The sequence below is a fragment of the Streptomyces sp. NPDC001970 genome (genome assembly GCF_053594115.1).
Genome location: NZ_JBSFDW010000029.1, coordinates 112,505 through 124,013, shown reverse-complemented (window position 1 = coordinate 124,013; position 11,509 = coordinate 112,505). Strand labels below are relative to the sequence as shown.

The 11,509-nt window shown below is 72.4% G+C and carries 11 protein-coding genes and 1 pseudogene; 10 read left to right on the top strand and 2 right to left on the bottom strand.

Annotated elements, in window-relative coordinates:
- A pseudogene (locus ACWCP0_RS29785) lies at positions 1-719 on the top strand (hypothetical protein); the annotation flags it as partial.
- Complete coding sequence (locus ACWCP0_RS29780) at positions 641-1,387, top strand: hypothetical protein (protein ID WP_451081855.1); 747 nt, start codon at positions 641-643, stop codon at positions 1,385-1,387. The pseudogene ACWCP0_RS29785 and the gene ACWCP0_RS29780, both read left to right, overlap by 79 nt.
- A 100-nt stretch (positions 1,388-1,487) precedes the next feature.
- Here ACWCP0_RS29780 and ACWCP0_RS29775 read toward each other — a convergent pair whose 3' ends face one another.
- Complete coding sequence (locus ACWCP0_RS29775) at positions 1,488-2,771, bottom strand: DUF1015 domain-containing protein (RefSeq protein WP_451081854.1); 1,284 nt, start codon at positions 2,769-2,771, stop codon at positions 1,488-1,490.
- Between the two features lie 89 nt (positions 2,772-2,860).
- Here ACWCP0_RS29775 and ACWCP0_RS29770 point away from each other — a divergent pair, with 89 nt between their 5' ends.
- From ACWCP0_RS29770 to ACWCP0_RS29755, 4 genes are all read left to right on the top strand, one after another.
- Positions 2,861-3,895 carry an HAD-IIA family hydrolase gene (locus ACWCP0_RS29770; protein ID WP_451081853.1) on the top strand — a complete coding sequence of 345 codons (1,035 nt, stop codon included), beginning with the start codon at positions 2,861-2,863 and terminating at the stop codon, positions 3,893-3,895.
- Between the two features lie 82 nt (positions 3,896-3,977).
- Positions 3,978-5,051: a FecCD family ABC transporter permease gene (locus ACWCP0_RS29765; protein WP_451081852.1), complete on the top strand. Its 1,074-nt coding sequence runs from the start codon at positions 3,978-3,980 to the stop codon at positions 5,049-5,051.
- Positions 5,048-6,085, top strand: a complete 1,038-nt coding sequence (locus ACWCP0_RS29760) for a FecCD family ABC transporter permease (RefSeq protein ID WP_451081851.1) — start codon at positions 5,048-5,050, stop codon at positions 6,083-6,085. The genes ACWCP0_RS29765 and ACWCP0_RS29760 overlap by 4 nt, the downstream gene beginning before the upstream one ends.
- 143 nt (positions 6,086-6,228) lie before the next feature.
- Complete coding sequence (locus ACWCP0_RS29755) at positions 6,229-7,074, top strand: ABC transporter ATP-binding protein (RefSeq protein WP_451081865.1); 846 nt, start codon at positions 6,229-6,231, stop codon at positions 7,072-7,074.
- On the opposite strand, the gene ACWCP0_RS29750 is transcribed toward ACWCP0_RS29755, so the two are convergent.
- Complete coding sequence (locus ACWCP0_RS29750) at positions 7,058-7,405, bottom strand: SCP2 sterol-binding domain-containing protein (protein ID WP_351233071.1); 348 nt, start codon at positions 7,403-7,405, stop codon at positions 7,058-7,060. The two genes, ACWCP0_RS29755 and ACWCP0_RS29750, sit on opposite strands and share 17 nt — an antisense overlap.
- Before the next feature lie 42 nt (positions 7,406-7,447).
- Here ACWCP0_RS29750 and ACWCP0_RS29745 point away from each other — a divergent pair, with 42 nt between their 5' ends.
- The 4 genes from ACWCP0_RS29745 (at position 7,448) to recN (ending at position 11,461) form a co-directional block, all read left to right on the top strand.
- Positions 7,448-7,753, top strand: a complete 306-nt coding sequence (locus ACWCP0_RS29745; protein ID WP_451081850.1) for a hypothetical protein — start codon at positions 7,448-7,450, stop codon at positions 7,751-7,753.
- Between the two features lie 7 nt (positions 7,754-7,760).
- The gene (locus ACWCP0_RS29740) at positions 7,761-8,576 is read left to right on the top strand and encodes a TlyA family RNA methyltransferase (RefSeq protein WP_451081849.1); all 816 of its coding nucleotides are present in this window, start codon (positions 7,761-7,763) and stop codon (positions 8,574-8,576) included.
- Positions 8,573-9,505, top strand: a complete 933-nt coding sequence (locus ACWCP0_RS29735; protein WP_351233064.1) for an NAD kinase — start codon at positions 8,573-8,575, stop codon at positions 9,503-9,505. Before ACWCP0_RS29740 ends, ACWCP0_RS29735 begins: the two co-directional genes overlap by 4 nt.
- Before the next feature lie 213 nt (positions 9,506-9,718).
- Positions 9,719-11,461, top strand: coding sequence for a DNA repair protein RecN (gene recN, locus ACWCP0_RS29730; protein WP_451081848.1), 1,743 nt, complete (start codon positions 9,719-9,721; stop codon positions 11,459-11,461).
- Positions 11,462-11,509: the final 48 nt, after the last annotated feature.

Here is an 11,509-nt window from a genome sequence, read left to right as displayed (position 1 = left end):
CCGTCGTGACGAGCGTCGGGATGACCGCGGCCCTCGTCGTGACGACGAGCGCGGTGGCTTCCGTCGCGATGACCGTGGGCCTCGTCGTGACGATGAGCGTGGTGGTTTCCGTCGTGACGAGCGTCGGGATGACCGCGGCCCTCGTCGTGACGACGAGCGCGGTGGCTTCCGTCGCGATGACCGTGGGCCTCGTCGTGACGATGCCCGTGGTGGGTTCCGGCGTGATGACCGTGGTCCTCGTCGCGATGATGAGCGTGGTGGTTTCCGTCGTGATGACCGGCGTGATGACCGTGGGCCTCGTCGCGATGATGAGCGTGGTGGTTTCCGTCGTGATGACCGGCGTGATGACCGTGGGCCTCGTCGTGACGATGCCCGTGGTGGGTTCCGTCGTGATGACCGTGGTCCTCGTCGCGATGATGAGCGTGGTGGTTTCCGTCGTGACGAGCGTCGTGACGACCGCGGACCTCGCAGGGACGACCGACCGCGTGGGCCCCGGCGCGACGACCGCGGGCGGGACGACCGCGGTGGGTATGGGCGCAGGGACGACCGCGACCGGGATCGTGGGCGCGATCGGGACCGGGAGCCGATCAAGCGGCTGCCGATTCCCGAGGACGTCACGGGCGACGAGATCGACAAGGACGTGCGGCAGGAGCTCCAGAGCCTGCCGAAGACGCTCGCCGAGGATGTCGCCAAGAACCTCGTCATGGTCGCGCGACTGATCGATGAGGACCCGGAAGGGGCCTACGGCTACTCGCGCGTGGCGCTCCGGCTCGCGTCGCGTGTCGCCGCCGTGCGCGAGGCCGCCGGATTCGCCGCGTACGCGACGCAGAGGTACTCGGAGGCGCTCGCGGAGTTCCGGGCTGCCCGGCGGATGACCGGGAGCGTCGACCTGTGGCCCGTGATGGCCGACTGCGAGCGTGGGCTCGGCCGGCCCGAGCGGGCGCTGGCCATGGCCGGTGAGTCCGAGGTGCAGAAGCTCGACAAGGCGGGACAGGTCGAGATGCGGCTCGTCGTCGCCGGGGCGCGCAGGGACATGGATCAGCTGGAAGCCGCGATCGTCACCCTGCAGAGTCCCGAGCTGGCGTCGAGCTCGGTGCAGCCGTGGAGCGCGCGACTGCGTTATGCGTACGCCGATGCGCTGCTCGCCGCCGGCCGTGAGGACGAGGCGCGCGAGTGGTTCGCCAAGGCCGTCGAGGCCGACAAGGACGGGGCCACCGACGCTTCCGACCGGCTCGCAGAGCTGGACGGCGTCGAGTTCGTCGACGCCTTGGACGACGAGGACGACGTGGACGACCTCGCCGATTCGGACGCGGATGCGGACGAGGCCGACGCCGAAGCCGAGGCGGACGAGAAGCCCGAGGCCGACGACGAGGGCGACAAGGCCTGATCCCGCCCCACGGCAGGCACGTGGAAGGCCCGGCACCCACGAGGGTGCCGGGCCTTTCGCGTCCGCACGGTCCGTACCGTTTCCTGCCGGCAGCCGATGCTCAGGCGTCGATGCTCAGGCTCCGCAGCACCAGGCCCGTCGCCGGCTTCGGGCCGAACGACGTCGACTTGCGCGGCATCGTCACGCCCTGCTGTGCGAGCTCCCGTACGACGTCCTCCCTCACCGGATGCATCAGCACCGCCGTGCCACCACGACGCTCGGCCTGGGTCACCGCAGCCTCGGTGTCGTGGATGTACGTGATGTCCTCGGGAGCGTCCGGGATCCGCCAGACGTGCTCCAGGAGTGCGGCATGCAGGACGGTCGCGTCGAGCCGCTGCCAGGCCTCCGGCCTGCCCGCCGGGACCGTGCGCGCCAGCAGGCCGGCGTCCGGGCGGTCCAGGAGGTGGAAGCGGCCGTCGCCCGCGAGCAGGAACGCGTTGCCCTCGGCGGCTGCCGAGGCCAGTGCCTCGAGGGCGCACGGAAGCGGTCCGTCGATGTCACGTACCCGGAAGAGCCCTTCGACGGCGGCCAGGGCGTCCGCGACCGGGAGGCGGTTGAGCAGACGGTGGATCGCCCGTACCTGGAGCGGGTAGCGGGCCGTGTCGATCAGCAGGACCAGGCCGTAGTTCCACGGCCCGGGAGCCGGTCGCTCGTCGCGCAGGCGGAGGTACGTGGCCCAGCGGTGGTGGCCGTCGGCGATGAGAGCCTGGTGGTGGGTCAGGTCCGCGGCGATCTCCGCCAGGTCCGCCGGGTCGGTGACCGACCAGAGGCGGTGGCTGAAGCCGTCCTCGGTGGTCGTCGCCAGCAGTGCGCTCTCGTGAATGATCCGCTCGATGACGGCGGAGGTCCCGGTCGTGGTGCCGTCGCTGCGGTACGTCAGCAGCAGCGGCTCGAGATTGGCGGCGGTGGTGCGCATCAGCGCCGTACGGTCGGCCACCACATGCGGCATCACGTCCTCATGGGGCAGCACGATGCCCTCGTCGGGGGCCGACAGGGCCAGCGCACCGATGACGCCGCGCTGCAGGATCTCTCCCTTGCGCTGCTCGTAGATGTACAGCGCGGGCTCGGGATCGGGGGCGAGGACGCCCTCGGCCAGCCAGCGGTCCAGGGTCTCGGCGGCCTGCTCGTTGCGCGCGACGGGACTGGCGGCCTGGGGGAGGATCAGCCGGACGATGTTGTAAGGATCCGCGGACTCCAGGTGGTGCAGTCCGTCGGGGCGTACGACGACGTCGTACGGAGGAGAGGTCACCGCGGCGAGGCTGCCGACCCGCTCCGAGACGTAACGCAGCCCGCGGAACGGAATCATGTGCAGACCGTCTTCGGCCGCCTGACCTCTCTTGTTCATTGATGCATCGTATGTGGCTGCGGCGATGCGCGATGATCGGGGGAGTGTCGGGCGATCGATAAAAGCCACGAAATGAGGAGCGGACCAGCATGGGCGAGCAGGGCAGGACCAGGCCGAGCGGCAGTGCGCAGGCGCTGTGCGCGGTGTACGACACGGCGCTGCTCGATCTCGACGGGGTGGTCTACGCGGGTGGGGAGGCGATCGCACACGCAGTGGATGCCCTCGGGGCGGCACGCGGCGCCCGGATGCATCTCGCGTACGTCACCAACAACGCGCTGCGGACGCCCGACGCGGTGGCGCAGCACCTCACCGAGCTGGGTGTGCCGGCGGAGCCCGCGGATGTCATCACCTCGGCGCAGGCCGTCGCCCGGCTGATCGCCGGCCAGGTCCCGGTGGGCGCGCGGGTGCTGGTGGTCGGCGGTGAGGGGCTGCGGGTCGCGCTGCGCGAACGCGGGCTGGAGCCGGTGGAGTCGGCGGACGACGAGCCTGCCGCCGTGGTGCAGGGCTACGGCGGGCCCGAGCTGCCGTGGGGGCGGTTCGCCGAGGCGTGCTACGCGATTGCGCGCGGGGTGCCGTGGTTCGCGTCCAACACGGATCTGACGATCCCGAGCGCCCGGGGGATCGCGCCGGGCAACGGCGCGGCGGTGGAGGTCGTACGCATCGCGACGGGCGCCGAGCCGCAGGTGGCCGGGAAGCCGCTGCCGCCGATGCACCGCGAGACGATTCTGCGGACCGGCGCCGAGCGGCCGCTCGTGGTCGGGGACCGGCTTGACACGGACATCGAGGGCGCGTTCAACGGGGGTGTGGACTCGCTGCTCGTGCTGACCGGAGTGACGGACCCGGCACAGCTGCTGGCCGCGGAGCCGAAGCACCGGCCGACCTACGTGGACGCCGATCTGCGAGGGCTGCTGACCGGGCAGCCCGAGGTGGCCGGTTCCTTGCCGGAGGACGGCTTCCGCTGCGGGGGCTGGACGGCGTCGGTGCGCGGGGACGCGCTCCTGCTGGACGGGGACGGCGAGGCGCTGGACGGGCTGCGGGCGTTGTGCGCGGCGGCGTGGACCCATGCGGGGGATGCGGCGGGCACGCTGGACGCGGGCAAGGCACTGGCCCGGCTGGGCTGGTGAGCCGCTGCCCGCTCGGGTTCCCTCAGTGAGGCGACGGGTTCCCGCAGCGGGGTGACATGGCAGGGTAGGCTAACCTAACCGCGTGTTGGTCGACAGTCCCTCCGAAAGTCCCCCCGAACCGAGCACGGAACCGACGTCCGCAGCAGCCACGCCCGAGCCGCGCAAGCGCCATGCGCTGCGCGCGGCCGGGCTGCTGCTCGCGATCGGTGTCCTGCTGCTGGTCTGTGTCGCGAGCATCGCGATCGGCGCCAAGTCGGTCCCGGTCGCCGATGTGTGGCACGGGCTCTTCCACAACTCCGGCACCGGCAACGACGTGATCGTGCACGATGTGCGGGTGCCGCGGACCGTGCTCGGGCTGCTCGTCGGCGTGGCGCTCGGTCTCGCGGGCGCGGTGATGCAGGCGCTCACCCGCAACCCGCTGGCCGAGCCGGGGCTTCTCGGGGTCAACGCGGGCGCGGCCGCCGCCGTCGTGTCCGGCATCAGCTTCCTCGGCGTCACCTCCCTCACCGCCTATGTGTGGTTCGCGTTCCTCGGCGCCGGTGTGGTGTCGGTGGTCGTGTACGTGCTCGGCGGGAGCCGCGGCGCCACGCCCGTACGGCTCGCGCTCGCCGGGACCGCGGCAACAGCCGCGCTCTACGGGTACGTCAACGCCGTACAGCTGCTGGACTCGGCGGCGCTCGACCGGCTGCGCTTCTGGACCGTCGGCTCGCTCGCATCGGCCGACCCCGGGACCATCGGCAAGGTCGCGCCGTTCATCGGCGCCGGAGTGGTGCTCGCGCTGCTGATCGCGCGGTCGCTCAACGCGATGGAGATGGGCGACGACACGGCACGCGCGCTCGGGGCGCATCTGACCCGTACGCGTGTGCTCGCCATGGTCGCGGTGACGCTGCTGTGCGGTGCGGCGACCGCCGCCTGCGGGCCGATCGTCTTCATCGGGCTGATGGTCCCGCATCTCGTCCGGGCCATCACCGGGCCCGACATGCGCTGGATCCTGCCGTACGCGGCCGTGCTCTCGCCCGTGCTGCTGCTCGGCTCCGACGTCGTCGGCCGGATCGTCGCGCGCCCTTCCGAGCTGCAGGTCGGCGTCGTCACCGCGTTCATCGGCGGGCCTGTCTTCATCTACCTCGTACGCCGCAAGAGGATGGCGCAGCTGTGAAGGCCGTGAAAGCGATACGCACCCCCGGCGGGCTCTCCGTCCGTGTCGACCCGAGGGCGGCCCTCGTCGCCCTGCTGCTTCTGGCCGCCGCCCTGGCCTGCGGTGTCGTGCTCGTCGGCAGCGGCGACTTCCCGATGGCGCCCGGCGAGGTCGTGGCCACGCTGCTCGGGAACGGCACGGCCGCGCAGGAGTTCATCGTCCACGACGTGCGGTTGCCGCGGGTGCTGGTGGCGCTGCTGGTGGGTGCGGCGCTGGCGGTGGGCGGGGCGGTCTTCCAGTCCCTCTCGCGCAATCCGCTGGGCAGTCCTGACGTGCTGGGTTTCGGACAGGGTTCGAGCGTCGGCGCGCTGATCGTCATCGTGCTCTTCCACGGCGGTTCGTTCGCCGTGGCGGGCGGCGCGATCGTCGGCGGTCTGGCGACCGGTCTCGCCGTCTACCTGCTCGCCTGGAAGCGCGGAGTGCACGGCTACCGGCTGGTCCTGGTCGGCATCGGTGTCGCCGCGATGCTCACCGGCGCGATCCACTACCTCGTCACCAAGGCCAACCTCGTCGACGCCACGCGGGCCGTGGTCTGGATGACCGGCTCCCTCGACGGCCGGGACTGGAGCCAGTTCTGGCCGCTCCTCGTCGTGTGTGCCGTGCTCATCCCGCTGTGCCTGGCGTACGGACGGCCGCTGCGGATGCTGGAGATGGGCGACGACGCGGCGTACGCGCTCGGGGTCGGCGTCGAGCGGACCCGGGCCGTCCTCATGGGCTCGGCCGTGCTGCTCACGGCGGTCGCCACCGCGGCGGCCGGGCCGATCGTCTTCGTGGCGCTCAGCGCCCCCCAGCTCGCACGCCGGCTGACCCGTACCCCTGGGCCGAACATCGCGGCGAGCGCCATGATGGGCTCGGCGTTGCTGCTTTCCGCAGACTGGATCGCCACCTCCGCGTTCGGCGACCGTGAACTGCCCGTCGGTGTCGTCACGGGAGTGCTCGGCGGCGCCTATCTGCTGTGGCTGCTCGTCACCGAGCGCAAGGCGGGCCGCGTATGAGCGCCCGGTCCGAGCGCACGGGCGCGGCGCGTACGACCGCAGACCGTGCGACCGCGGCGCGTACGGCTGCCGAGCGCACGAGCGCGGAGCAGCAGCGTGGCGCAGGCCCGCACCCGACCGAGAAGAACCCCAGGAGTACGTCCATGCAGCGCCTCACCGCGGAATCGGTCACCCTCGCCTACGACCAGCGGGTCATCGCCGAGGACCTCTCGGTCGAGATACCCGACAACTCGTTCACGGTGATCGTCGGGCCCAACGCCTGCGGCAAGTCCACGCTGCTGCGTGCGCTCTCGCGCATGCTCAGGCCCAGCCAGGGCCGGGTGCTGCTCGACGGGCAGACCATCCACTCGATGCCCGCGAAGAAGGTCGCGAAGACGCTGGGGCTGCTCCCGCAGTCGTCGATCGCCCCCGACGGCATCACCGTCGGCGACCTCGTCGCCCGGGGCCGTTACCCGCACCAGGGCCTGCTGCGCCAGTGGTCGCGGGAGGACGAGCGGATCGTCCAGGAATCGATGGCCGCGACGGGGGTCGGCGAGCTGGCCGACCGCTATGTCGACGAGCTCTCCGGCGGCCAGCGCCAGCGGGTGTGGATCGCCATGGCACTCGCCCAGCAGACCCCGCTGCTGCTGCTCGACGAGCCGACCACGTTCCTCGACATCCAGCATCAGCTCGAGATCCTCGAGCTGTGCGCCGAGCTGCACGAGACGCAGGGCCGGACGCTGGTGGCCGTACTGCACGACCTCAACCAGGCCGCCCGCTACGCGACGCATCTGATCGCGATGCGCGGCGGGAAGATCGCCGCGGAGGGCGCGCCCGGCGACGTCGTCACGGCCGAGCTGGTCGAACAGGTCTTCGGCGTGCGCTCGCAGGTCATCGACGACCCGGAGACGGGTACGCCGCTGGTGGTGCCCCTGGCGCGGCGCCGCAAGGCCGGTACGGGGGCGTCCGGGGCGGTGTCTGCGGAGGCGATGACTACAGCAGCGCCCTGAGGCGGAGCAGATCGCGGAAGCCGGCCTCGAGCCTGACCCGGCCCGAGGCCCAGGCCTTGGCGAAGTTCAGCTGCCCGTCCACCATCGCCACCAGGTCGTCACCGGCCATCGTCAGCCGGATCTCCGCCCTGTCCGGCGGTGGGCCGTCCAGTGTGTCCAGCACCTGGATCCGGCCCGCCGCCAGGCGCCCGGTGAAGGTGATGTCCAGATCCTTGATGTGGCAGCTCAGGGAACGGTCGAGTGCGGCCGCGCTGCGCACCTCTCCGTCCGCCTTCGCCAGATTGTCCGAAAGTCTGTCGAGTGCGCTGCGGCACTCCTCCGTGGTCGCCATCGGGACCGACGGTACCCCAGGGCTTCGCGGTAGCGTCTGGGCATGAGCGACTCGATTCCGGGACCCACCCCCGAAGCCCCCGAGGAGGCCGCCGCACCGGCGGCGGAGGCGTACGACCCGGCCGCGCCCGCCCCCCTCGGTGTCGAGCGCGCCCCCACCGGCAATGCCGACGTCGACGCCCACCTGGAGCGGCTGGCCGACGCCGACCACCTCCCGGCGGACGGGCACGTGGAGGTGTACGAGGATGTACACAGAGGGTTGCGCGACACGCTGACCGCGCTCGACGCACGGCAGGGACCGCCCGCGCCCCAGCCCTCGCCCTCACCTTCGTACGACCACAGGAGCTGAACCGAACGTGGCAGGAGTGGCACGCCGCCGCCTCGACGCCGAACTGGTACGCCGCAAGCTCGCCCGCTCGCGCGAGCACGCGGGCCAGCTGATCGCGGCAGGTCGGGTGACCGTCGGCGGCAACACCGCGACCAAGTCCGCCACCCAGGTCGAGACGGCCGCCGCCATCGTCGTCGCCCAGGACGACAGCGATCCGGAGTATGTCTCGCGCGGCGGCCACAAGCTCGCCGGCGCGCTCGCCGCCTTCGTACCGCAGGGGCTGAAGGTCGAGGGACGGCGGGCGCTGGACGCCGGCGCGTCCACCGGCGGCTTCACCGACGTGCTGCTCCGGGCCGGAGCGGCGCACGTCGTCGCCGTCGACGTCGGTTACGGCCAGCTCGCCTGGTCTCTTCGCAGTGATGAACGCGTGACGGTCAAGGATCGTACGAATGTGCGTGAGTTGACCCTGGAAGCGATCGACGGGGAGGCGGTGGACCTGATCGTCGGAGATCTGTCCTTCATCCCCCTCGGGCTCGTGCTGCCCGCACTCGTGCGTTGCACGGCGCCCGGCGCCGATCTCGTCCTCATGGTCAAGCCGCAGTTCGAGGTCGGCAAGGAGCGGCTCGGCAGCGGCGGAGTGGTGCGCAGCCCCGAGCTGCGCGCCGAGGCAGTACGCACCGTGGCACGACAGGCCGGCGAGCTCGGCCTGGGCGTGCTCGGCGTGACCGCAAGTCCGCTGCCGGGGCCTTCCGGCAACGTCGAGTACTTTCTGTGGCTCCGGGCAGGGGCGCCGGAACTCGACCCGGCGGACGTCGATCGTGCAGTGGCGGAGGGGCCGCGTTGACCGATACGAGCGATACGAGCACGGACACGAAGACACGTACACGTACCGTCTTCCTGCTGGCGCACACCGGGCGGCCCGCGGCCATCCGGAGCGCCGAACTCGTCGTCCAAGGGCTGCTGCGCGCCGGCCTCGGGGTGCGGGTGCTCGCCTTCGAAGCGGCGGATCTTCCCCTGCCGGCGACCGTGGAGACGGTTCCCGAGGCCACGCCCGAGGTCCTCGACGGCTGCGAGCTGCTGATCGTGCTGGGCGGGGACGGGACGCTGCTGCGCGGCGCGGAGTTCGCCCGGGCGTCCGGTGTGCCGATGCTCGGGGTGAATCTGGGGAGGGTCGGCTTTCTCGCGGAGGCCGAGCGGGACGACCTCGACAAGGTCGTCGACCGGGTCGTGACGCGTGCGTACGAGGTCGAGGAGCGGATGACCATCGATGTCGCCGTCCGCAGCAACGGGGACATCGTCCACCGGGACTGGGCGCTGAACGAGGCCGCCGTCCAGAAGGTCTCGGCCGAGCGGATGCTCGAGGTCGTCCTGGAGATCGACGGAAGGCCGGTGACCGGCTTCGGCTGCGACGGGATCGTGTGCGCGACCCCGACCGGCTCGACCGCCTACGCCTTCTCGGCGGGCGGTCCCGTGGTGTGGCCGGAGGTCGAGGCCCTGCTGATGGTGCCGATCAGCGCGCACGCCCTCTTCGCGAAGCCGCTGGTCACGTCGCCGACGTCGGTCCTGGCGGTGGAGGTGCAGCCCGGCACGCCGCACGGGGTCCTGTGGTGCGACGGCCGCCGCGCGGTCGAGCTGCCGCCGGCGGCGCGGGTGGAGGTGCGGCGGGGTGCCGTGCCGGTGCGACTGGCGCGGCTGCACCACGCGTCGTTCACGGACCGGCTCGTCGCGAAGTTCGCGCTGCCGGTGTCGGGGTGGCGGGGCGCGCCGCACTGAGGTGCGCCGGGGCGCCCGGCGGGCCCGTTCCGAGCCCGTCCGGCGGTCGAGGACGGGGACCTGGTCGACAGGGCGGTACCGGTCGTGCCCGGGAGGCCTGCGGGGACGGGGGGACTCCGCGCCCGTCCACGGGCGGGTGACGGAGGGCGTCCCCGACCTGCGGGTCTGCGCCTGCGTGGTGGGGGTCGTCGCACACACGGCCCCCGACCTCGTATGGTCTTCTCCGTGTTGGAGGAGATGCGGATACGGTCGCTCGGGGTCATCGACGACGCGGTCGTCGAGCTGTCGCCCGGATTCACGGCTGTCACGGGCGAGACCGGTGCGGGCAAGACCATGGTCGTCACCAGCCTGGGGCTGCTGCTCGGCGGGCGCGCCGACCCTGCCCTCGTGCGGATCGGCGCCAAGTCGGCGGTCGTGGAGGGGCGGGTCACCATGCCCGCCGACGCTCCCGCGGCCGTACGGGCCGAGGAGGCCGGGGCCGAACTCGACGACGGCGCGCTGCTGATCAGCCGGACGATCTCGGCGGAGGGGCGCTCACGCGCGCACCTCGGCGGGCGTTCGGTGCCCGTCGGGATGCTCACCGAGCTCGCCGACGAGCTCGTCGCCGTGCACGGGCAGTCCGACCAGCAGGGGCTGCTGAAGCCCGCACGGCAGCGGCAGGCACTGGACCGGTACGCAGGCGACGCGGTGGCCGGGCCGCACGCCAAGTACGTGGCCGCGTACCGGCGGCTCAAGTCCGTCTCCGCCGAACTGGCCGAACTGACGACGCGCGCCCGCGAGCGCGCCCAGGAAGCCGATCTGCTGCGCTTCGGGCTGAACGAGGTCGCGGGCGTCGAGCCGCGCGCCGGTGAGGACGTGGAGCTCGCCGCCGAGGCCGAGCGGCTCGGCCACGCCGAGGCCCTCGCCTCCGCCGCCTCCCTCGCGCATGGCGCGCTCGCCGGGAACCCCGAGGACCCCGAGGCCGTCGACGCGACCACGCTCGTCGCGGGCGCGGGCCGGGCCCTGGACGCCGTACGGTCCCATGACCCCGCGCTCGCCGCTCTCGCCGACCGCATGGGCGAGATCTCCATCCTGCTCGCCGACGTGGCGGGTGAGCTCGCCGGGTACGCCGACAACCTCGACGCCGACCCGCTGCGGCTGGCGGCCGTCGAGGAGCGGCGGGCGGCCCTGACCGGGCTGACACGGAAGTACGGCGAGGACATCAACGCCGTGCTGGCCTGGGCCGAGGAGAGCGCCGAGCGGCTCATCGAGCTGGAGGGCGACGACGACCGGATCGGCGAGCTGACCGCGGAACGCGATGCGCTCCGCGCCGAACTCTCCGGACTGGCCCAGGCGTTGACCGACACGCGCACGGAGACGGCGGCACGGTTCGCGGAGGCGGTGACGACTGAGCTGGCGCACCTTGCGATGCCGCATGCGCGCGTGACCATCGACATCCGTCAGACCGCCGACCCCGACGGGATCGAGGTCGGCGGCCGCCTCGTCGCGTACTCGTCGTCCGGCGCGGACGAGGTCGAGCTGCTGCTCGCCCCGCACCCCGGTGCTCAGCCGCGGCCGATCGCCAAGGGCGCGTCGGGCGGTGAGCTGTCGCGGGTGATGCTCGCGGTCGAGGTCGTCTTCGCCGGGACCGACCCCGTACCGACGTACCTCTTCGACGAGGTCGACGCGGGTGTCGGCGGCAAGGCGGCGGTGGAGATCGGGCGACGGCTGGCGAAGCTCGCGAAGACCGCGCAGGTGGTGGTCGTGACGCACCTTCCGCAGGTGGCGGCGTTCGCCGACCGGCAGCTGCTCGTCGAGAAGACGAACGACGGGTCCGTGACCCGTTCCGGGGTCACGGTGCTGGAGGGCGAGGACCGGGTGCGGGAGCTGTCGCGGATGCTGGCGGGCCAGGAGGACTCGGAGACGGCGCGGGCCCACGCGGAGGAACTGCTGGCCACGGCGCGCGCGGAGGTCTGAGGAGGCTGCCGCCCCCCGGCGACGGAGGCGTGCGGCGGTGCGGGTTCG

What these genes read in the sequence shown, in the direction of transcription:
- recN (WP_451081848.1), top strand. Translation starts at nt 9,719, where the DNA reads ATGGTCTTCTCCGTGTTGGAGGAGATGCGGATACGGTCGCTCGGGGTC.
- ACWCP0_RS29775 (WP_451081854.1), bottom strand. Translation starts at nt 2,771, where the DNA reads ATGAACAAGAGAGGTCAGGCGGCCGAAGACGGTCTGCACATGATTCCG.
- ACWCP0_RS29750 (WP_351233071.1), bottom strand. Translation starts at nt 7,405, where the DNA reads ATGGCGACCACGGAGGAGTGCCGCAGCGCACTCGACAGACTTTCGGAC.
- ACWCP0_RS29745 (WP_451081850.1), top strand. Translation starts at nt 7,448, where the DNA reads ATGAGCGACTCGATTCCGGGACCCACCCCCGAAGCCCCCGAGGAGGCC.
- ACWCP0_RS29755 (WP_451081865.1), top strand. Translation starts at nt 6,229, where the DNA reads ATGCAGCGCCTCACCGCGGAATCGGTCACCCTCGCCTACGACCAGCGG.
- ACWCP0_RS29770 (WP_451081853.1), top strand. Translation starts at nt 2,861, where the DNA reads ATGGGCGAGCAGGGCAGGACCAGGCCGAGCGGCAGTGCGCAGGCGCTG.